The sequence below is a fragment of the Allobosea sp. genome, assembly GCF_017308015.1.
Taxonomy (GTDB): Bacteria; Pseudomonadota; Alphaproteobacteria; order Rhizobiales; family Beijerinckiaceae; genus Allobosea.
This window is the reverse complement of record NZ_JAFKFW010000011.1, coordinates 60,745-80,042: the sequence shown is the minus strand read 5'-3', so window position 1 is coordinate 80,042 and position 19,298 is coordinate 60,745. Positions and strand designations below refer to the sequence as shown.

The 19,298-nt window shown below is 69.6% G+C and carries 20 protein-coding genes and 1 riboswitch; of the genes, 15 read left to right on the top strand and 5 right to left on the bottom strand.

Annotation, left to right across the window (positions count from 1 at the left end):
• Nucleotides 1-51: 51 nt before the first annotated feature.
• A complete protein-coding gene (cobD, locus tag J0I42_RS11520) occupies nucleotides 52-1,086 on the bottom strand; it encodes a threonine-phosphate decarboxylase CobD (protein WP_291654973.1) in 1,035 nt (344 codons plus the stop codon).
• Between cobD and cbiB the strand changes: the two genes are divergently transcribed.
• On the top strand, nucleotides 1,085-2,062 hold the full coding sequence (gene cbiB / locus J0I42_RS11515; RefSeq protein ID WP_291654972.1) for an adenosylcobinamide-phosphate synthase CbiB: 978 nt from the start codon (nucleotides 1,085-1,087) through the stop codon (nucleotides 2,060-2,062). The two genes, cobD and cbiB, sit on opposite strands and share 2 nt — an antisense overlap.
• 96 nt (nucleotides 2,063-2,158) lie before the next feature.
• Here cbiB and cobO read toward each other — a convergent pair whose 3' ends face one another.
• Together cobO and cobU are read right to left on the bottom strand one after the other, a co-directional pair.
• The gene (cobO, locus tag J0I42_RS11510) at nucleotides 2,159-2,767 is read right to left on the bottom strand and encodes a cob(I)yrinic acid a,c-diamide adenosyltransferase (RefSeq protein ID WP_291654971.1); all 609 of its coding nucleotides are present in this window, start codon (nucleotides 2,765-2,767) and stop codon (nucleotides 2,159-2,161) included.
• On the bottom strand, nucleotides 2,767-3,279 hold the full coding sequence (gene cobU / locus J0I42_RS11505; RefSeq protein ID WP_291654970.1) for a bifunctional adenosylcobinamide kinase/adenosylcobinamide-phosphate guanylyltransferase: 513 nt from the start codon (nucleotides 3,277-3,279) through the stop codon (nucleotides 2,767-2,769). Before cobU ends, cobO begins: the two co-directional genes overlap by 1 nt.
• Nucleotides 3,280-3,432: 153 nt before the next feature.
• Nucleotides 3,433-3,631: riboswitch (cobalamin riboswitch) on the top strand.
• 37 nt (nucleotides 3,632-3,668) lie between these two features.
• On the opposite strand from cobU, the gene J0I42_RS11500 reads away from it, so the two are divergent.
• From J0I42_RS11500 to cobJ, 9 genes are all read left to right on the top strand, one after another.
• Nucleotides 3,669-3,845, top strand: coding sequence for a CbtB domain-containing protein (locus tag J0I42_RS11500; protein WP_291654969.1), 177 nt, complete (start codon nucleotides 3,669-3,671; stop codon nucleotides 3,843-3,845).
• Between the two features lie 12 nt (nucleotides 3,846-3,857).
• A complete protein-coding gene (locus tag J0I42_RS11495; protein ID WP_291654968.1) occupies nucleotides 3,858-4,598 on the top strand; it encodes a CbtA family protein in 741 nt (246 codons plus the stop codon).
• 10 nt (nucleotides 4,599-4,608) lie between these two features.
• Nucleotides 4,609-4,998 carry a DUF1636 family protein gene (locus J0I42_RS11490; RefSeq protein ID WP_291654967.1) on the top strand — a complete coding sequence of 130 codons (390 nt, stop codon included), beginning with the start codon at nucleotides 4,609-4,611 and terminating at the stop codon, nucleotides 4,996-4,998.
• 4 nt (nucleotides 4,999-5,002) lie between these two features.
• Nucleotides 5,003-6,058 carry a cobalamin biosynthesis protein CobW gene (cobW, locus tag J0I42_RS11485; RefSeq protein ID WP_291654966.1) on the top strand — a complete coding sequence of 352 codons (1,056 nt, stop codon included), beginning with the start codon at nucleotides 5,003-5,005 and terminating at the stop codon, nucleotides 6,056-6,058.
• A 9-nt stretch (nucleotides 6,059-6,067) separates the two neighbouring features.
• Nucleotides 6,068-9,379: a cobaltochelatase subunit CobN gene (cobN, locus tag J0I42_RS11480; protein WP_291654965.1), complete on the top strand. Its 3,312-nt coding sequence runs from the start codon at nucleotides 6,068-6,070 to the stop codon at nucleotides 9,377-9,379.
• Nucleotides 9,376-10,659: a precorrin-3B synthase gene (cobG, locus tag J0I42_RS11475; protein ID WP_291654964.1), complete on the top strand. Its 1,284-nt coding sequence runs from the start codon at nucleotides 9,376-9,378 to the stop codon at nucleotides 10,657-10,659. Before cobN ends, cobG begins: the two co-directional genes overlap by 4 nt.
• Nucleotides 10,656-11,288: a precorrin-8X methylmutase gene (locus J0I42_RS11470; protein WP_291654963.1), complete on the top strand. Its 633-nt coding sequence runs from the start codon at nucleotides 10,656-10,658 to the stop codon at nucleotides 11,286-11,288. The genes cobG and J0I42_RS11470 overlap by 4 nt, the downstream gene beginning before the upstream one ends.
• Before the next feature lie 3 nt (nucleotides 11,289-11,291).
• A complete protein-coding gene (locus tag J0I42_RS11465; RefSeq protein ID WP_291654962.1) occupies nucleotides 11,292-12,032 on the top strand; it encodes a precorrin-2 C(20)-methyltransferase in 741 nt (246 codons plus the stop codon).
• 187 nt (nucleotides 12,033-12,219) lie between these two features.
• A complete protein-coding gene (gene cobJ, locus J0I42_RS11460; RefSeq protein ID WP_291654961.1) occupies nucleotides 12,220-13,011 on the top strand; it encodes a precorrin-3B C(17)-methyltransferase in 792 nt (263 codons plus the stop codon).
• On the opposite strand, the gene J0I42_RS11455 is transcribed toward cobJ, so the two are convergent.
• Nucleotides 12,954-13,718 carry a cobalt-precorrin-6A reductase gene (locus tag J0I42_RS11455; protein ID WP_291654960.1) on the bottom strand — a complete coding sequence of 255 codons (765 nt, stop codon included), beginning with the start codon at nucleotides 13,716-13,718 and terminating at the stop codon, nucleotides 12,954-12,956. The genes cobJ and J0I42_RS11455 overlap by 58 nt on opposite strands.
• On the opposite strand from J0I42_RS11455, the gene cbiE reads away from it, so the two are divergent.
• Genes cbiE through bluB form a run of 5 tightly spaced genes read left to right on the top strand, consistent with a single transcriptional unit; the run spans nucleotide 13,717 to nucleotide 18,050 of the window.
• Nucleotides 13,717-14,967, top strand: a complete 1,251-nt coding sequence (gene cbiE, locus J0I42_RS11450; protein WP_291654959.1) for a precorrin-6y C5,15-methyltransferase (decarboxylating) subunit CbiE — start codon at nucleotides 13,717-13,719, stop codon at nucleotides 14,965-14,967. The two genes, J0I42_RS11455 and cbiE, sit on opposite strands and share 2 nt — an antisense overlap.
• On the top strand, nucleotides 14,964-15,356 hold the full coding sequence (locus J0I42_RS11445) for a cobalamin biosynthesis protein (RefSeq protein WP_291654958.1): 393 nt from the start codon (nucleotides 14,964-14,966) through the stop codon (nucleotides 15,354-15,356). The genes cbiE and J0I42_RS11445 overlap by 4 nt, the downstream gene beginning before the upstream one ends.
• Nucleotides 15,353-16,117, top strand: a complete 765-nt coding sequence (gene cobM / locus J0I42_RS11440; protein WP_291654957.1) for a precorrin-4 C(11)-methyltransferase — start codon at nucleotides 15,353-15,355, stop codon at nucleotides 16,115-16,117. The genes J0I42_RS11445 and cobM overlap by 4 nt, the downstream gene beginning before the upstream one ends.
• A complete protein-coding gene (locus J0I42_RS11435) occupies nucleotides 16,114-17,442 on the top strand; it encodes a cobyrinate a,c-diamide synthase (protein WP_291654956.1) in 1,329 nt (442 codons plus the stop codon). The genes cobM and J0I42_RS11435 overlap by 4 nt, the downstream gene beginning before the upstream one ends.
• Nucleotides 17,439-18,050: a 5,6-dimethylbenzimidazole synthase gene (gene bluB / locus J0I42_RS11430; protein WP_291654955.1), complete on the top strand. Its 612-nt coding sequence runs from the start codon at nucleotides 17,439-17,441 to the stop codon at nucleotides 18,048-18,050. The genes J0I42_RS11435 and bluB overlap by 4 nt, the downstream gene beginning before the upstream one ends.
• A gap of 3 nt (nucleotides 18,051-18,053) precedes the next feature.
• Here the strand turns inward: bluB and J0I42_RS11425 are convergent, their stop codons facing one another.
• Complete coding sequence (locus tag J0I42_RS11425) at nucleotides 18,054-19,274, bottom strand: MFS transporter (protein WP_291654954.1); 1,221 nt, start codon at nucleotides 19,272-19,274, stop codon at nucleotides 18,054-18,056.
• Nucleotides 19,275-19,298: the final 24 nt, after the last annotated feature.

The window sequence follows — 19,298 nt, the reverse complement described above, 5'->3', positions numbered from 1 at the left end:
GACGTTAGCCCGCCCGCCGGCTCCTGTCCCCGCATGTGCCGCATGCAAGCTTCACGCTGGTGGCGATGCTTCCGGGGCGTGGAGAGTGAGCGCAGCGCGCAGGCGCGACCACGCGGGCTCGTCGCCCGGCAGGCCGAAGCGCAGGCGCTCGGGCGCATGCTGGAAGCGGCGGACATAGATGCCGTGCCGGCCGAGGCGGGCGAAGAGCGTTGCCGCTTGCGGCGTTTCGAGCAGGCGGAACAGAGTCGTGCCACCGACGATGCGGCCATGGGGCGCCAGCAGCGCGTCGAGACGGGCGGCATCGTGGGCCCGTTCCCGGCCGGTCCCCGCGAGCCAACCGGCATCCGACAAGGCCTGTGCACCGACATGAAGCGCGGGGCCGGCGACGGACCAGGGGCCTAACATCGCCTTGAGCCGCGCGATCGGCTCCGGCGCCCCGATGGCGAAGCCGAGGCGCAGGCCGGCGAGGCCATAGGTCTTGCCGAAGGAGCGCAGCACGATCGTGCCATCAGGCAGATCCGGCACGATGCTGGCTTCAGGCGTGAAATCCGCGAAAGCCTCGTCGACGACGAGCAGGCCGCCTCGGGCGGTGCAACCTGCGGCAAGACTCGCGAGTTCGGCTCGCGGCAACACGCGGCCGTCGGGATTGTTCGGATTGACCACGACGATGGTCGCGGCCGTTTCCGCAGGCACAGCGGTTTCGGTGACGGCATAACCAGCCTTGCGCCAGCCATGGCCGTGCTCGGCATAAGTCGGGCCGAGGATCGCGACCGGGCCGGCGGGTGCAAGGCGCGGCAGCAATTCGATCAGGCTCTGCGTGCCGGGCGCCGCCACGATGTCCACAAAAGCCGGCACGCGATAGGCGGCTCGGGCGGCGATGATCAGCGCCGCCTCGTCATCGGCACCGGGCAGACGCGTCCAGAGGCTTAACGGCAGCGCCGGAAGCGGATAGGGAATCGGATTGATCCCCGTGGAGAGATCGACCCAGGGCCCAGGCGCTTCCGGAAAGAGCGTGCGGGCCGTGGCGAGATCGCCGCCATGCCAGATACCGTCCTCAGCCACGACCCTGCCCCGCGCGCCCTGCATGAATCTCTCCGCCAGCCTGCCGCTGCTCGTGCTCGCGCTGACCATCGAGGCGGCATTCGGCTATCCCCAGCGCTTCTATGCCGCGATCGGCCATCCCGTCACCTGGATCGGGAGGCTGATCGGCACGCTTGACCGAAGGCTGAATCGCGAGACTGCCTCTTCCACGCAGCGAAAGGCGATGGGCGTGCTGGCGCTCCTGCTGCTGCTCGCCGCCGTCGCCGCGCTGTCGGCGCTGGCCCAGCGCCTGTGCCTGTCGTTCGGGCCGCTCGGCCTGATCCCGCTCGCACTGCTCGCCTCGACGCTGATCGCCCAGCGCAGCCTCTACGAGCATGTCGCCCGCGTCGCCGAGGGCCTGGAGCGGGACGGACTCGCAGGCGGGCGGCGCGCCGTCTCGATGATCGTCGGGCGCAATCCGCAGACGCTGGACGAGGCCGGCGTATCGCGCGCCGCCATCGAAAGCCTCGCCGAGAATTTTTCGGACGGCATCGTCGCGCCGGCCTTCTGGCTCGGCGTCGGCGGTTTGCCGGGCATCGCCGCCTACAAGGCAATCAACACGGCCGATTCGATGGTCGGCCACCGTACGCCGCGCCATCTGGCCTTTGGCTGGGCGGCAGCGCGGCTCGACGATCTCGTCAATCTGCCGGCCTCGCGCCTGACGGCACTGCTGCTGGTCGTCTCGGCGGCGCTCGACCGCAACGCGGATGCTGCCGGTGCCTGGGGGGCATTGCGGCGGGATGCCGGCAAGCACCGCTCGCCCAATGCCGGCTGGCCGGAAGCCGCGATGGCCGGGGCGCTGGAGTTGCGCCTGGCCGGACCGCGCATCTATGGCGAGACCCGCGTCGAGGATCACTGGATGGGCGATGGCCGGGCGGAGGCGAACGCGGCCGACATCCGCCGGGCGCTGGGCCTTTATCGGAAAGCGTGCGGGCTGTTATGGGCGCTGGCGCTCATAGGGGCGCTGGCGATGTGGGGCTAGCGCCCGCAAAGCGCTCGTCATTCTCGGGCGCAGCGCAGCGCAGATACGAGGGTCTCCTGCCGGAAGGTCGCCAGAGCCCTGTGGCGCGCCAGCTCTTCAGAACTCGATCCCTTGCTGCGCTTTCACCCCGGCCGTGAAATGGTGCTTCACCAAAGTCATCTCGGTGACGAGATCGGCCGCCTCGATCAGCTCCGGCTTGGCGTTGCGTCCGGTGACGACGATGTGGAGGTCAGGCCGGCGGGCGGTCAGCGTCGCGACCACTTCGGCCAGCGGCAGGTAGTCGTAGCGCAGGGCGATGTTGAGCTCGTCGAGCACAAGCAGACGGATATCCGGATCGGCCATCAGCTCCTTCGCCTTGGCGAAGGCGCGCTCGGCGGCGGCGATGTCGCGGGCCTTGTCCTGCGTCTCCCAGGTGAAGCCTTCGCCCATGCTGTGCCAACTCACCTGGTCGCCGAAGGCCTCCAGCGCCTTGCGCTCGCCGGTCGACCAGGCGCCCTTGATGAACTGCACCACGCCGATGCGCCAGCCATGGCCGAGCGCGCGCAGGATCAGCCCGAAGGCCGCCGTCGACTTGCCCTTGCCGGGGCCGGTATTGACGATCAGCAATCCCTTCTCGAGCGTCTTGGAAGCGACCTCGGCGTCCTGCACCGCCTTGCGCTTCTCCATCTTCGCCTTGTGGCGGGCGGCATCTTCGGTGTCCGTCATCATTTCACTCGCATCGGCAGTCCGGCGACCATGAAGACCACGCCGGCCGCACGCGCCGCAAGCGCCTGATGCAGCCGGCCGGCTTCGTCACGAAAGCGGCGGGCCAACGCATTCTCCGGCACGATGCCGAGGCCGACCTCGTTGCCGACCAACACGAGCGGCGCGGAGGCGCGCTCGCAGGCGGCGATCAGGGCCTCGCTCGCGGCGGCGGTATCGCGTTCCGCCAGAATCAGATTGGTCAGCCAGAGCGTCAGGCAATCGACCAGGATCGGCCGGCCCACCGGCTGGGCGGCGATAGCATCGGCCAGTTCGAGCGGCGCGTCCACTGTCTGCCAGCCGTCCGGGCGGCGGGCACGATGCTCGGCGATGCGCTCCCGCATCTCGTCGTCATAGGCCTGGGCGGTGGCGATATAGGTCCAGGGCGCCGGCAAGGACTCGATCAACGCCTCGGCATGGCGGCTCTTGCCGGACCGAGCGCCACCGAGGACGAGAGTGAGACGGGGCAGCTCCATTCGAAAGATCCTCTGCCGTCATGCTCGGGCGCGACCCGGGGCATCTCGATCCCAAGGAGGCACCGGAGCCCCTTCCTGCAAGGGATTCTCGGGGCGAGCCCGAGAATGGCGCCCTTGCGACGCGCACTGCATTGCACAGCGGCACGGCGATGGCTAATGATGATCGCCGACGGTGCCTCCGCAAGGAGGTGAAAAGGGAACGCGGTGCGGGCTTGTCTTGCCCAATGCCGCGGCTGCCCCCGCAACTGTAAGCGGATGTTCTTCGCCATCGGCCACTGGAGCTCGCTCCGGGAAGGCGGCAAGGGGCGCCAAATCCGCGAGCCAGGAGACCTGCCGTCGACCCGCAGAGATCCAACCGGCTGCCGGCGGGGCGGCCACGGAGAACGCCTATGAACACCGTTTCGGTTTCCACACCCACACTCAGCGTTTCGGAACGCGTCAAGGCGGTCGCGGCCGCGCTCGTGATCGGCCTCGCGCTGATCTACACGACCGGCTTCGCGGCCTCGACCGATGTCCACAACGCCGCGCACGACACCCGTCACGGCCTCGCCTTTCCCTGCCACTGAGGGAAAGCCATCATGGTCACGCGTGTTCTCACGGTCAGCATCCTGGCCGGGCTTCTGGCTGGCTTGATCGTCGCCGCCCTGCAGCATGTCACCACCACCCCGCTGATCCTCAAGGCCGAGACCTATGAGGCGGCGCTCGCGCTGAAGGCGCCGACGCTGGCCGCCTTCGACGGCGAAGCGAAGCTCATTCTCGCGCATGGACCGGCGGGTGATGCGCCCGGCCACGACCATGCCGAATGGAAACCGCAGGACGGCTTCCAGCGCACGCTCTTCACGGGCGCGGTGACGATCGCGACCGCGATCGGCTTCGCGGCGCTGCTGCTCGCCGGCATGATCGCGGCCGGCGATACGATCGACCAGAGCCGCGCGCTCGTCTGGGGTGCCTGCGGCTTCCTCGCTCTCGGGCTCGCACCGGCGATGGGTCTGGCGCCCGAACTGCCCGGTGCGGCTTCCGCCGCGCTGGAACAGCGCCAGTTTTGGTGGCTCTGGACCGCCATCGCCACAGCGGCCGGGCTCTTCCTGTTCCTGCGCTTCGATCAGCCCTGGCTCAAGCTTGCCGCCGTCGTCCTGATCCTGCTGCCGCATGTCGTCGGCGCCCCGCATCCGGCCGCGCCGGAGAGCAAGGTTCCGGCCGAGGTCGCCGCGCATTTCGCGTCGCTCTCGCTCGGCATCCAGGCGGCGCTCTGGCTCGCCACCGCCTTCATGGTCGGCGTGCTCTGGCCCTGGGCGAGCCGTCGGGCCGCGCAAGCCTGAAGGCAAGCCAATGTCCGGGGGCGACCTCACCATCCATGTCTGCACGGCCTGCCGCCGCGCCCGCGCCGATCTCCCGGAAGGTTACGACCAGCCGGGACTGGCGCTGGCGGAGCGGCTCACCGCCGAGCTCAAAGCCAAGGGCAGCACGATCCCCGTGCTGCCCGTCGAGTGCCTCTGCGTCTGCAAGCGGCCCTGCACCATCGCGCTCAGCGCCGACGGCAAATGGACCTATCTGATCGGCGATCTCGACCCCGACACCCATCTCGACGAGATCGTCGGCGCCGCGGAGGCCTATGCCGCCAGCGCCAACGGCATCGTTCCCTGGAAAGAGCGGCCGCAGTCCTTCCGCAAGGGCGTGGTCGCGCGCGTGCCGCCTTTGCCAGCGCGCCAGCAAGGATGACATCATGAATGCTCCGCAGACCGCCAATCTGGGCAAGACGCCCTGCACGATCATCACCGGCTTCCTCGGCGCCGGAAAGACGACGCTGGTGCGCCACCTCCTCGAGAACGCGCAGGGCAAGAAGCTCGCCGTGCTCGTCAACGAGTTCGGCGACCTCGGCTTCGACGGCGAATTCCTGAAGGGCTGCGGCATCGCCGGCTGCAGCGACGAGGACGTGGTCGAGCTGCCGAACGGCTGCATCTGCTGCACCGTCGCCGACGATTTCGTGCCGGCACTGGAGAAGCTGCTGAACCGCCCGAACCCGCCCGAGCACATCCTGATCGAGACCTCCGGCCTCGCCCTGCCGAAACCGCTCGTCACGGCGTTCAACTGGCCGGCGATCCGCTCTCGCGTCACCGTCGACGGCGTCATCGCCGTAGTCGACGGCCCGGCCGTGGCCGAGGGCCAGTTCGCGGATGATCCGGAAGCGCTCGCGGCGCAGAAGGCGGCCGACGCCTCCGTCGATCACGACAATCCGCTGGAAGAGGTGTTCGAGGACCAGATCCTCTGCGCCGACCTGATCCTGCTCAACAAGAGCGACCTCGTCGACGAGGCCGGCCGCGCGCGGGTCAAGGCCGAGATCGCCGAGCACCTGCCCAAGGCGATCAAGATCGTCGAGACGGCCCATGGCAAGGTCGAGCCGGCGCTGATCGTGGGCCTCGGCGCCGCCGCCGAGAACGATCTCGCCGCCCGCCCCTCGCATCATGGCGAAGGCGAGCACGATCACGACCATGACGACTTCGACTCGGTCGCCGTGCCGCTGCCGGCCGGTCTCTCGCCGGAAGAACTGACGGCGCGCGTCGCCAAGGCTGCCGAAGCCGAAGGCGTCCTGCGGCTCAAGGGCTTCACCGCCGTGACGGGCAAGCCGATGCGGCTCGTCGTGCAGGGCGTCGGCCGCCGCGTCGGGCATCATTTCGACCGGGCCTGGGGCGCGAGCGAGCCACGCGACGGCCGCCTCACCGTGATCGGCCTCAAGGGCTTCGACCTCAAGGCCGTGGAAGCGGCTCTCGCGGGGGCGTAACATCGGCCGATGCACCTTCTCCCGACCAGCGAGATCAGGCTCGACGACGGCGAGGACGCCGTCGATCTCGCCTTGCCGCCGGGAGACGTGCTCGTCCTGTCCTTCACCGACAGCGACCTTTCGGCGCTGGCGGTGGCGGCAGGCGGCAGCAATCTGTCGGTGCGGCTCGCGCCGCTCCGACGCCTGAAGCATCCGCTCTCGATTGATTTCCTCATCGAGAAGACGGCGGCGCAATGCCGCTTCGTGCTGGTGCGCTGCCTCGGCGGGCTGGATTACTGGCGCTACGGCATCGAGCAGCTCGGTATCGCCTGCCGCGAGCGCAGCATTCCGCTCGTGATCCTCCCCGGAGACAAGCGGGACGATCCTCGGCTTGGCGAGCATGCGACGGTGCCGGCGGAATTCACGGCAGAGCTGCAGGCCTACTTCCAGGCGGGCGGCGGTGCCGAGAACATGCGGCGACTCTTGCGGCGGATCGAAGGATATCAGGCGGATAAGCCTGAGCGGAACGATACGGACCTCGCTCCCGTCCCGCTGCCATCCTTCTTCGCGCTTGGCGCCGGTGGTCGTCCCCTGCCCTGGCGCGCAGCACTCGCCACCCTGCCCCGCGATCGCGCACTCGTCCCGATCCTGCTCTACCGCTCCGGCGTCGCAGCGGGCGACACCGCCATGGGTGAAGCGATTGCCACCACGCTGACCGCACGCGGCCTCGCACCCTTGCCGCTCGCGCTGACCAGCCTGAAAGACCCCGCCGTCACCACCGAGCTCGCGGCGCTGCTTGCGATCCCGAAGCCCGCGCTGATCATCACCACCACCGCCTTCTCCGCCCGCGAAGGCGCGGATTTCGTGCTCGACGGCGCCGATTGCCCGATCCTGCAGGCGGTGCCGGTCGGCAGCCCCCGCGAGGCCTGGGAGGCATCGCCGCGCGGGCTATCGGCCGCCGATCTCGCCATGCAGGTGGCGCTGCCGGAATTCGACGGGCGCATCGGTGCGATCCCCGTTGCCTTCAAGGCGGACGAGACCGGCCCGGCGGCCGGCCTGTCCATCCGCCGGCTCGTGCCCGATGCGGAGGGCATTGCCGGGCTGGCCGATCTGGCGGCGGGCTGGGTCGCATTGGCGCGCAAACCGGCCGCCGGGCGCCGGCTGGCACTGGTGATGTCGGATTATCCCGCGCGCGGCGGACGTGCCGGCTTCGCCGTCGGGCTCGACACGCCGGCGAGCGTGACGGCGATCCGGGAGTTGCTGGATAATGCCGGCTACACGCTCGATGCCCCCCACCTGAATGGCCAGGCTTTGATGGCTGCCCTGACGACGGGTCCTGCAGAGCTGAGCATTCCGCTCGCGACCTACCGAGACTGGTTCGACACCATTCCTGCCGCGGCCCGTGAGACCCTTCTTGCCAGCCACGGCGCGCCGGAGACCGACCCCGCCTGCCGCGACGGCGCCTTCCATTTCCGCGCCGTGCGCTGCGGCCACCTTACCGTCGCCCTGCAGCCGCCACGCGACGCCACGCCCGACCGCAAGGCACGCTATCACGACCCCGACGCGCCGCCGGGTCATGGCTACCTCGCGTTCTACCTCGCGCTGCGTGAGGCGGAAGCCATCGATGCGCTGATCCATCTGGGCACGCATGGCACAACGGAATGGCTGCCGGGCAAGGCGGTGGCGCTCTCGGCGGCCTGCTGGCCCCGCCTCGCCGTCGGCGGGTTGCCGATGATCTATCCATACGTCGTCGACGATCCCGGCGAGGCCGCGCCGGCCAAGCGGCGGCTCTCGGCCGTCACGCTCGGCCATCTGCCGCCGCCTCTAGCCGAGACGGAAGCCGCCGGCGAAACCGCCTTGCTGCGCGACCTCGTCGAGGAGTTTTCGCAGGCTCAGGTGCTCGATCCGCGCCGGGCAGATGTCGTCGCCAGCGAAATCCGGGCGCGGGCCGAGGCGAGCGGGCTCGCTGCCTCCTGCGGCGTCGCCGCCGATACCGAGATGAACGAGGCGTTGACGCGTCTCGACGCGCATCTCTGCGACATCGCCGAATTGCCCTTCCGCGACGGGCTGCATGTCTTCGGCCGTTCCGAGATCGATCTAGAATCCGCCCGCAACGAGCGCGAAAACCTTCTCGCCGCGCTCGATGGTCGTTTCGTCGCGCCCGGCCCGGCAGGCGCTCCGCATCGTGGCCGGCCCGACGTGCTGCCGACCGGGCGCAACCTCTCGACGCTCGATCCCCGCGCCATCCCGACACGTGCCGCTGCGCGATTGGGTCGACTGGCGGCGCAGGCGGTGGTCTCGCGCCATCTCCAGGATCACGGCGACTATCCCCGCCGGATCGTCATGGACCTGTGGGCTTCGCCGACGCTCCGCTCCGGAGGCGAAGATATCGCGCACGCGCTGGCACTGATGGGCATCGAGCCGATCTGGGACAATGCTTCGACCCGCGTCACGGGCTTCAGCGTCGTGCCGCAGCCGAAGCTCTCCTATCCGCGTCTCGACGTGACGTTGCGCATTTCCGGCACCTTCCGCGACACGTTTCCGGGCCAGATCGCGCTTCTCGACCAGGCCGCGCGGGCCGTGGCTGCGCTGGACGAGACGGATGACTGGAACGAGCCCGCCGCCGCCCGCCGCCGCGGCGAGCACGGAGCGCGCATCTTCGGCGCCGCGCCCGGCCGCTATGGCGCGGCGATGGCCGACCGTGCCCTCGACGGCAACTGGACGCACCGCGAGGAATTGGGTGCCGCCTATCTCGCGGCGTCGGACCATGCCTATGGCGGGGCGGAAGGCACGGCTGCGATCGATGCAGGCTTTGCCGATCGCATCCGCGTCTCCGACGCCTTCATCCATGTAAGCGACACGGCGGGGCGCGACATCCTCGAAGCCAGCAGCGCCGCCGACGTCATCGGCGGACTTGCAGCGGCAGCGAAGGCGCTCGGCACCGATCCTGCGCTCTACAGCCTCGACAGCTCGAACCCGGAGGCGCCGAAGGCCCGCACGCTCGCCGAGGACATCGCCCGCATCGTCCATGGCCGGTTAACGCATCCGCGCTGGATCGCCGCGCAGCTCGCCCATGGCTGGCGCGGCGCGGCGGAACTGGCGGAAGCAGTCGACACGCTCTTCGTCTTCGCCGCCAGCACGGATGCGGTCGCCGACGGGCTGTTCGACGCGGTGTTCCAGGCCTATTGCGCCGATCCCCAGGTCTGGGCGGCGCTGGAAGCCGCCAACGCGCCCGCCGCCACCTCGATCCGTTCGCGGCTGACAGACGCGGCCCGGCGAGGTCTCTGGACCAGCCGGCGCAATTCCGTCGGCGCCTTCCTCGCGCGGGAAGCGGCGGAATGAGCGCGCTGTCACAGGAAGCATTGCGGCGCGGCTGGTGCCCGAGCACGCTGAAACCGATGGAAACCGGGGACGGCTGGCTGGTGCGGCTGCATCCGCCCGGCGCGACGCTGACGCCTGTGCAGTTGCAACGGATCGCGGCGCTGGCGGCCGAGCATGGCAACGGGCTCATCGAGATTTCCGCCCGCGCCAATCTGCAGATCCGCGGCGTGACGGCGGAGAGCCATCCGAAGCTCGTCGAACGGCTGCTGACGGAGCAGCTCGTCGACGAACATGAAGGCGACGGGCCGCAGCGCGTGACGCTGGTCTCGCCGCTGGCGGGACGAGATCCGACCGGCCTGATCGACGCCGCCGCTCTGGTTGCGCTGATCGAGCCGCGCGCCCGCACCGTTGATGGCCTGCCGGCCAAGCTCGGCATCGTCGTGGACGATGGCGGCGCACAGGCTCTCGATGGTTTTTCCGGGGATATCCGGCTGGTCGGGATGGACGCCAGGAGCGCAGTCTTGTGTCTCGCTGATCGTCTCTGGCTTGGCCCTATCCCGGTCACCGAAGCCGCGCCAACCGTGGCAGCGATCCTCCGTGACTTTGCCGCACTGCGAGCCGCCGCACCGGATCAGATCCGCCGCCTGCGCGACCTGTCATCCGAAGCCTTGGCGAGCCTGAGCACCCTGCCCGAAGCCGCCGCTCCGGCGCCCCGGATGCCACCCCGACGCGCCGGGCTGTTCGCGCTGGAAAACGATCGGTTCGCTACGCTCGTCGGCCTGCCCTTCGGCCGTTGCGATGCGGAGACGCTCGACAGGCTCGGCGCCGCACTGGCAAAGGCCGACATCCGGCTTTCGCCGTGGCGCGGGCTTGCCTTCCGCGATCTCGATCGCACCGGAGCAGAGGCACTGCTGCGGCTGGCCGGCGATCTCGGCCTCATCACGCAGGACGACGATCCTCGCCTCTCGGTGCAGGCTTGCGCCGGCAGCCCCTCCTGCTCGCGCGCCGAGGCACCGACCATGACCGATGCGGCGGCGCTTGCCGCGGCCGCCGCCAGCCTGCTCGTACAGGGCGTGACGCTGCATGTCTCCGGCTGCGTCAAGGCCTGCGCTCACCCGACAGCCGCCGATCTCACGCTGGTGGGGCGGGACGGGAACTACGATATCGTGCCGGGCGGGACGACGCGGGACAAGCCGCTCGCGACGCTTGACCTTTCGGCGCTGCTCACGCGATTGCAGCCCGGACAGGATATTCACGCCCGGCTGGTGAAGGCCGGGCGTTCAATGGGATCGCAGGGTTGAGCAAGGCATACGACTATATCCGGGACGGCGCGGCGATCTACGAGCGCTCCTTCGCCATCATCCGCGCCGAGGCCGACCTCGCCCGCTTCAGCGGGGCGGCCGAGCGCGTCGTCGTCCGCATGATCCATGCCTGCGGCATGACCGACCTGCCCAAGGACGTCGAGATATCAGCCGGTTTCGCGGAGGCCGCGCAGGCCGCGCTCAAGGCCGGCGCGCCGATCCTCTGCGACGCCAAGATGGTGGCGAATGGCGTGACCCGCGCGCGCCTGCCGGCGAATAACGAGGTTCTCTGCACGCTCGACGATCCGCAGGTTCCGGCTCTGGCGGCGCAGATGGGCACGACCCGCTCCGCTGCCGCGATGGAACTCTGGAAGCCCCGGCTTGCCGGCGCCGTGGTGGTGATCGGCAATGCACCGACCTCGCTCTTCCGCCTGCTCGAAATGCTCGACGCCGGGGCGCCGAAGCCTGCCGCCGTGATCGGCATCCCCGTCGGCTTCGTCGGCGCGGCGGAATCGAAGGAAGCGCTGGCAAACGATGGGCGCGTGCCTTTCGTCGTCGTGCATGGGCGCCGCGGCGGCTCGGCCATGGCGGCGGCGGCCGTCAATGCGCTGGCGCAGGACAAGGAATAGGCGATGAGCGGGACGAACAGGACCCTGCTCTACGGCGTCGGCCTCGGGCCGGGCGCTCCGGACCTGATGACCGTCAGGGCGCGCGAGATCATCACCACGGCCGACCGTCTCGTGCATTTCTGCAAGCGCGGCAGGCGCGGCAACGCCCGCGGCACGGCGGACGCGATCATCGCGCCTGATCCGGCCCGCGAGATCGAGCTCGCCTTCCCGGTAACGATCGAGGCCAGCGTCGGCGAGCCCGATTACGACGGCCCGATTGCGGCCTTCTACGAGGAGGCGGCCGAGCGGCTGGCCGTCGAGATGCAGGCCGGGCGGACGCTCGCCGTGCTCTGCGACGGCGATCCGTTCTTCTATGGCTCCTTCATGCATCTGTGGCGTCGGCTCAGCCACCGCTTCCCGACCGAGGTGGTGCCCGGCGTCACCGGGATGACCGGCGCCTGGGGCGAGGCCGGCGCGCCGATCACCTGGGGCGACGACGTGATGACCGTGCTGCCCGGCACGCTGTCGGAGGCGGAACTGGCGCGCCGGTTGGCTGATACCGACGCAGCCGTGATCATGAAGCTCGGCCGCAACCTGCCGAAGGTGCGCCGCGCGCTCGTGGCCGCCGGGCTGGAAGGGCGCGCGATCTATGTCGAGCGCGCGACCATGGCCCGGCAGGTCGTGGCGCGCCTCGCCGACAAGACCGATGACGAGGCGCCCTATTTCGCAATGGTGCTCGTGCCGGGCGAGGGGCGGCGGCTGTGAATTCGGTCCGACGTCTCTTTCCGTCTCTCCGCCGTCATCCCGGACAAGCCGCGAAGCGGCACCGATCCGGGATCCATGCCGGAGCGCTTCCGACGAGGGTTCAGGCATGGATCCCGGATCTTCGCTTCGCTACGTCCGGGATGACGGCGCGGGGAGAAGGCCCGGCACAAAGAGCGGGGCGGCTGCTGTGACGGGCTCGCTCACCATCGTCGGACTCGGACCCGGCACTGCGGGGTGGATCACGCCGGCCGCACAGGCCGCGCTCGATGCCGCGACCGATCTCGTCGGCTACGGCCCCTATGTCGACCGCGTGCCCGAGCGGACCGGATTGACCAAGCACGCCTCCGACAATCGCGTCGAGGTCGAGCGTGCCTCGCACGCGCTGCAAATGGCGTCGGAAGGCCGGACGGTCGCGGTGGTCTCGGGCGGCGATCCCGGCGTCTTCGCGATGGCGGCAGCGGTGTTCGAGGCGCTGGAAGCCGGACCAGCCACATGGCGTGCACTTCCGATCACGGTCGAGCCCGGCATCACCGCGATGCTGGCGGCAGCGGCCCGGGCCGGTGCCCCACTCGGCGGCGATTTCTGCGCGATCTCGCTCTCGGACAACCTGAAGCCCTGGGAGGTGGTGACGGCACGGCTTGAAGCGGTGCTCGCAGCCGATCTGGTGATCTGCCTCTACAACCCGATCTCGAAAGCGCGGCCCTGGCAGCTCGGCAAGGCGCTGGATCTGGCGGCCAAGCACCGTGCGGTGACAACGCCGGTGCTGTTCGCCCGCGCCGTCGGGCGGCCGGACGAAAGCCTGCGCATTCTGACGCTGGCGGAAGCCGTGGCGGCTGCCGGCACCGCGGACATGGCGACGCTGGTGATGATCGGAGCGTCGAGCACGCGCCTGATCGCGCGCGAGGGCGCTGCGCCTTACCTCTACACGCCGCGTTCGGTCGCGAAGATGCCCTGCGCCACCAGCCAGGGCAGGACCTGATCGATATGATCGACGGTCTCGACATCGGGCTTGGGCGGGCGCTCCACCATCACGACCGGCAGGGAGAGCCGGCGCGCCGCTACGAGCTTGCCGACCGTAGCCGGGCCGCCCGAGTTCTTGCTGACCAGGATCTCGACGCCCTCGCGGCGCATCAGATCCTCCTCGTCGTCGGCATCGAAGGGCCCGCGCTGCTGGATGACGTCGACATGCGGCACGGGCAGGCGGTCGCCGATCGGCTCGATGGCGCGCACGAGATAGCGATGCTGGGGGGCATCGGCGAAGGCCGGAAGTTCGAGCCGGCCGACCGTCAGGAAGACACGCCGCGGCTCGTCACCCAGCGCCTGCGCGGCGGCCTCGATGTCCGGCACGGATTTCCAGCGATCGCCGGCGCGAGGCTTCCAGGACTCGCGCCGGATCGCCAGCAGCGGCACACCTTCGGCCTTGCAGGCATGCTCTGCATGGAAGGGCATGATCGCGGCGAAGGGGTGCGTGGCGTCGACGACGGCGACGATGCCTTCCTCGACCAGATAGCGCCTGAGACCCTCGACACCGCCGAAGCCGCCGGTGCGGACCGGCAGATTGGTCGGACGGGGATCGACGGTATGGCCCGCCAGCGAGATAATGGCACGGATGTCGGGAGCCTGATCAGCCAGATGCTGGTCAAGCGCAGCAGCTTCGCTCGTTCCGCCGAGGATGAGGACGGTCATGTCGCCAGTTTTGCGTGAATCGGATGTTCTGTCGAGCCGCGAGACGCCAGCGCCCTGGCTTTCGCTGATCGGCCTCGGCGAGGATGGAGCCTCCGGGCTCTGCCGGGAGGCCTTGGCGGCTCTGAACGACGCAGAGATCGTCTTCGGCGGCGAGCGGCATATCGCGCTGGTCGGTTCCGTTCCGGGTGAACTACGCCCCTGGCCGCAGCCCTTCCGCAACGCGCTGCCGCAGATTCTCCGAGAGCGCGGCCGCAAGGTCTGCGTGCTCGCGACCAGCGATCCGTTCCATTACGGCATCGGCAACAGCATCAGCCGCGCGATTCCGGCCGAAGAAATGCGGATCATCCCGCAGCTCTCGTCTTTTTCGATGGCCTGCACGCGGATGCGCTGGCCGCAGGAGGAATGCACGCTGGTCTCGCTGCACGGCCGCACGCTCTACCGGATCGTGCCGCATCTCCAGCCGGAAGCACGCATCCTCGCCCTGTCCTGGGACGAGACGACACCGCGCGCCGTGGCCGAGTTGATGACCGCACGTGGCATGGGCGCAAGCCGCATCGTAGTGATGGAATCGCTCGGCGGGCCGCAGGAGCGCATCCGCGAATGCCGCGCCGATGCTTTCGACCTGAGCGACATCGTGCCGCTCAACCTGATCGCGGTCGAGGTCGCCGCCACCCGCGATTCCCGCATTTTGCCGCTGGCGCCGGGGCTCGACGAGGAGTGGTTCGCCCATGACGGGCAGATCACCAAGTCGGAAATCCGCGCGATCACGATTTCGGCACTCGCCCCGCGCGGTGGCGAACTGCTCTGGGATGTCGGCGCGGGCTCCGGCTCCGTCGCGGTCGAATGGTGCCAGCGCCATCTGCACAACCGGGCCGTCGCCTTCGAGGCGAAGCCGGAACGAGCCGAGCGCATCAGGCGCAACAAGCTCGAACTCGGCGGGCTCTCGGTCGAGGTGGTCGGTGAGGTGCCGGCCGGCTTCGTCGGTCGCGAGGCGCCGGATGCGGTCTTCATCGGCGGCGGCCTGACCGGGGACGGTCTGTTCGACGCTGCCTGGGCGGCGCTGAAACCGGGCGGGCGGCTGGTCGCCAACGTCGTGACGATCGAGGGCGAGGCCAAGCTCGCCGCACTCCATGCCGAGCATGGCGGTTCCTTGCGCCGCATTTCGATCGACCGGCTCGCGCCTGTCGGCGGCAAGCATGGCTGGCGCCCGGCGATGCCGGTGACGCAATGGCGGGTCGAGAAGCCTTGAGCACGGGCCGCCTCGTCGCCGGGATCGGCATCCGGCCTGGAACGGAGGCCGCCGACATCCTCGCCTGTCTCGACCAGGCTCTGGCGAGCGCGGGGCTTGCCGGTGCACCGGCGCCGCGCTTCGCCACGCTGGCGAGCCGCGCCGCGGAAGCCGGCATGGTCGCTGCCGCCAACGAGCGCGCAGCCGAGCTCGTCGCCATCCCCGACGAGGCGCTGAAGGGTTTCGAGGCCGCCTGCGCGACGCGTTCGACCCGGATCGCCTCGCTCTATGGCGTCGGCTCGGTGGCTGAAGCCGCGGCTTTGGCTGCGGCAGGTCCGGGCGGCGAACTGATACAGCCGCGTATCGCAACCGCGCGCGTCACCTGCGCGCTCGCCAGAAGCCTCGCATGACCGTTCATTTCATCGGCGCCGGCCCCGGTGCACCCGATCTCATCACGCTGCGCGGACGCGACCTGATCGCAGCCTCCCCTGTCTGCCTCTACGCGGGCTCGCTGATCCCGAAAGCGATGCTCGACTGGTGCCCGCCAGGCGCGCGCATCGTCGACACCGCTCCGCTCGATCTCGACGCGATCATTGCCGAGATGGAAGCAGCGCATCGCGCCGGGCAAGATGTGGCCCGGCTGCATTCCGGCGATCTCTCGATCTGGAGCGCCTGCGGCGAACAGATGCGCCGGCTCGACCGATCAGGCATTCCCTATACGGTGACACCGGGCGTGCCTGCCTTCGCCGCCGCCGCCGCCGTGCTGAAGCGCGAGCTCACCTTGCCGGGCGTGGCGCAATCGCTGGTACTGACCCGCACCTCCGGCCGAGCCTCGGCCATGCCCGAGAAGGAGAAGCTCGCGACTTTCGCAGCTTCCGGCACGACGCTCGCGATCCATCTCTCGATCCATGTCGTCGAGCAGGTCGTAGCGGAGCTGACGCCATTCTACGGCGCTGATTGCCCGGTCGCCGTGGTGTTCCGGGCGACTTGGCCGGATGAGACAGTTCTCCAGGGAAGGCTCGCCGATATCGCGGGACAAGTCCGCGCCAGCGCACTCGAGCGCACGGCGCTGATCCTCGTCGGGCCCGCACTGGCCGCCGATGATTTCGGCGAAAGCGCGCTTTACTCGATCGATTACGATCGCCGCTTCCGGCCGCGTGGCGGGCAATGAGCGCGCGCGGGCTTCTTATCGCCGCACCGCGTTCAGGCTCGGGCAAGACCACGATCACGCTCGGGCTGCAACGCGCCCTGACGCGTCGCGGCCTGACCGTGCGCGGGCTGAAATGCGGGCCGGATTATATCGATCCAGCCTTCCATGCCGCCGCGACCGGCGCGCCGAGCGCCAATCTCGACAGCTATGCGATGACGGACGGGTTGCTCGGGCGGATCGCGGGGGGAGCAGCCCGAGCCGCCGATATCGTGATCGCCGAGGGCTCGATGGGGCTGTTCGACGCGGTGCCGGGGCCCGAAGGACATACCGGCGCCAGCGCCGATATCGCCGCGCTGACCGGCTGGCCGGTCGTGCTCGTCGTCGATGTATCCGGGGCGGCGCAGTCGGTCGCGGCGGTCGCGCTCGGCTGCAAGCTCTATGATCCGCGCATCCGCGTCGCAGGCGTGATCCTGAACAAGGTCGCGAGCGCCCGCCATGAGCGCCTGGTGCGGCAGGGCCTGGAGCGGATCGGCCTGCCCATACTGGGCGCCTTGCCCCGCGAGGCGAGCCTGATCCTGCCGGAGCGCCATCTCGGGCTGGTCCAGGCCGGCGAGACCGCAGACCTGCATGCACGGCTCGATGCTCTCGCGGAGGCCGTCTCGAACGCCGTCGATCTCGATGCCGTCATCGCGGCAGCCGGCGCCACGATGCTTCCGGCAACGGCTGGCAATGTGGCTCCGCCCCTGCCCGCACCCGGCCGGAGGATCGCCATCGCCCGCGATGCGGCCTTCTCCTTCGTCTATCCGCATGTCGAGGCAGGATGGCGCGCGGTGGGTGCCGAGCTGGCTCCATTCTCGCCCCTCAAGGACGAGGCGCCGCCGGATCATTGCGACGCCTGCTGGCTGCCGGGCGGCTATCCCGAACTGCACGCCGGCACGATCGCGGCGGCAAGCCGCTTCCTCGGCGGGTTACGCCGCTTCGCCAACACCCGGCCGGTGCATGGCGAATGCGGGGGCTACATGGTGCTCGGACGCAGCCTGACTGACGCGGACGGCGTCACCCACGCCATGGCCGGCCTGCTCTCGGTCGAGACCTCCTTCGCCAAGCGGAAGATGAACCTGGGCTATCGCCGAGCGGTGCTGGAAGCGGACGGCCCGCTGGGGCCGGCGGGCTCGGCCCTGACCGGGCATGAATTCCATTATGCCAGCATCGTCGCACAAGGTGACGACCCGCCCTTCGCCATGGTGACCGACCCGCATGGTTCGGCGCCTGCTTCCGCCGGCAGCCGGCGCGGACAGGTCACGGGCTCGTTCTTCCACGCCATCGCCGTCGCGGACCCGGCGTGAGCCGGCCACCCGTCTTCGATGAAGACTTTTCCCGGCAGTTCGCGGAATTGCTGCGCTGGCGGCGCGATGTCCGGCGGTTCAGGCGCGATCCGGTTCCGTCCGAACTGATCGAAACGCTGCTGGCGCAGACCCGTCTATCGCCCTCCGTAGGGAATGCACAGCCCTGGCGCTGGGTGTCCATCGCGGAGCCGGCACGGCGCGCCGCCGTGCAGGATAGCTTCAGCCGCTGCAATGCGGATGCGCTGGCCTCCTATGAAGGCGAACGAGCCGCTCTCTATGCGCGTCTCAAACTCGAAGGCCTGCGGGAAGCGCCCGTCCAGTTCGCCGTGTTCTGCGATCATGGCACCGCGCGCGGCCATGGCCTCGGCCGGGCGACAATGCCGGAAATGCTGGACTATTCGGTGGTCGCGGCGATCACGCAGTTCTGGCTGTCTGCGCGCGTTCATGGGCTCGGCGTCGGCTGGGTCTCGATCCTCGATCCCCGGGAGATCGCCGAAGCCCTCGATACACCGCCGCGCTGGAAGCTCGTCGCCTATCTCTGCGTCGGCTGGCCGGAGGAGGAATGCGAAGTACCCGACCTCGTCAGGGCGGGCTGGGAGAGCGGTTGAACCTCAAGCGCGTGCCACCGCAAGGCCGGACAGATCGCGATGCAGACCGAAAGCGGTCAGCGCCGCCAAAAGGGCGAGAGCCGCCACCAGCCCAGCGGCGCCGGCCCAGCCGATGCCGGAGATCACCAGCCCGACCACGGTCGGCCCCATAACCTGGCCGAGATTGCTGCCCTGCATCAGGAGCCCGATGCTGGCCGGCACCAGATTGGGGCGCGGCGCCAGCAAGGCCGCGGTCGAGAGCAGAGTCGCCGGGACGAAACCTCCGGCGGTCGCAAACAGGATGCCGGACAGAAACGACCCCGTCGGTGGCAGGAGCGGCAGGAAGACGAAGACTGCCGCGAGCCCCATCGCGAAGCTAGCCCCGGCGAGGACGATCAGCCGCGGCACGCCGCGAGCCAGCAGCGCGCCGGCGATCAGGTTGCCGACGATATTGCCGGCCGTGGCGAGCCCGCTGAGCAAACCTGCGACCGCAAGGGAGCTGTGCATCCGCTCAATCAGCAGAACGGGAAGAAAACTCAGCACGGCGAAGAACATCATGGCGTAGAGCGCGAAGCATACAGCCAGCAGGAACGGCCCGCGCGTCAGGAACATGCTGCCGGCATCAGCAGCAAGCTGCCGCCAGGACACGACCGCGCCCGCCATTGCTGCCGGCACGCGCAGCGCAACGGCCACACCCACGACCAGCGCGAAACCCGCACCCGCAAGCCAGATCGCGCGCCAGCCGCCGAAAAGCGGCCCGAGCAGCATCGCCAGCGCCATGCCGGCCGGCATGAAGCAGCTCCACAGGGCCATCGCGATCTCGCGGTCACGCACGCCGACGCAACGGCGCAGCAGCGCCGGGCCGGAGACGCTAACCATCAGGAAGCCCGCGCCCTCGACGACCCGGCAGGCGAGCAGGAGGCCGAGGCCCGAGGCCACCGCCCCAAGAACGCTGCCGATAGCGAGCATGAGCAAGCCGAGCAGCAGCATCCGCCTGTCGCCGAAGCGCGCGGCCAGCGCACCGACCGGCACCCCACCAAAGAGGCCGAGCACTGCGAAGATCGAGCTGACCCAACCGAGCACCGCGAGATCACGCCCTGTCTCGACCTGCAGCAACGGGATCGCGATCGCCGCCTTGCCGATCTGGAACGACGCGGCGATGCCGGCCGCGACGACCAGCGCCACCACCCACCAGTCGGTTCGGCCGGCTGTCGCGCGCCCGGCCGTTTCGTCGATCTTACCCAAGACGCATCACCTCGTTGCCCGGGC

What these genes read in the sequence shown, in the direction of transcription:
- J0I42_RS11465 (WP_291654962.1), top strand. Translation starts at nt 11,292, where the DNA reads ATGAGCGGGACGAACAGGACCCTGCTCTACGGCGTCGGCCTCGGGCCG.
- cobD (WP_291654973.1), bottom strand. Translation starts at nt 1,086, where the DNA reads ATGCAGGGCGCGCGGGGCAGGGTCGTGGCTGAGGACGGTATCTGGCAT.
- cobG (WP_291654964.1), top strand. Translation starts at nt 9,376, where the DNA reads ATGAGCGCGCTGTCACAGGAAGCATTGCGGCGCGGCTGGTGCCCGAGC.
- J0I42_RS11490 (WP_291654967.1), top strand. Translation starts at nt 4,609, where the DNA reads ATGTCCGGGGGCGACCTCACCATCCATGTCTGCACGGCCTGCCGCCGC.
- J0I42_RS11495 (WP_291654968.1), top strand. Translation starts at nt 3,858, where the DNA reads ATGGTCACGCGTGTTCTCACGGTCAGCATCCTGGCCGGGCTTCTGGCT.
- J0I42_RS11455 (WP_291654960.1), bottom strand. Translation starts at nt 13,718, where the DNA reads ATGACCGTCCTCATCCTCGGCGGAACGAGCGAAGCTGCTGCGCTTGAC.
- cbiE (WP_291654959.1), top strand. Translation starts at nt 13,717, where the DNA reads ATGTCGCCAGTTTTGCGTGAATCGGATGTTCTGTCGAGCCGCGAGACG.
- J0I42_RS11500 (WP_291654969.1), top strand. Translation starts at nt 3,669, where the DNA reads ATGAACACCGTTTCGGTTTCCACACCCACACTCAGCGTTTCGGAACGC.
- cobN (WP_291654965.1), top strand. Translation starts at nt 6,068, where the DNA reads ATGCACCTTCTCCCGACCAGCGAGATCAGGCTCGACGACGGCGAGGAC.
- cobU (WP_291654970.1), bottom strand. Translation starts at nt 3,279, where the DNA reads ATGGAGCTGCCCCGTCTCACTCTCGTCCTCGGTGGCGCTCGGTCCGGC.
- cbiB (WP_291654972.1), top strand. Translation starts at nt 1,085, where the DNA reads ATGAATCTCTCCGCCAGCCTGCCGCTGCTCGTGCTCGCGCTGACCATC.
- cobO (WP_291654971.1), bottom strand. Translation starts at nt 2,767, where the DNA reads ATGACGGACACCGAAGATGCCGCCCGCCACAAGGCGAAGATGGAGAAG.
- J0I42_RS11435 (WP_291654956.1), top strand. Translation starts at nt 16,114, where the DNA reads ATGAGCGCGCGCGGGCTTCTTATCGCCGCACCGCGTTCAGGCTCGGGC.
- cobW (WP_291654966.1), top strand. Translation starts at nt 5,003, where the DNA reads ATGAATGCTCCGCAGACCGCCAATCTGGGCAAGACGCCCTGCACGATC.
- cobM (WP_291654957.1), top strand. Translation starts at nt 15,353, where the DNA reads ATGACCGTTCATTTCATCGGCGCCGGCCCCGGTGCACCCGATCTCATC.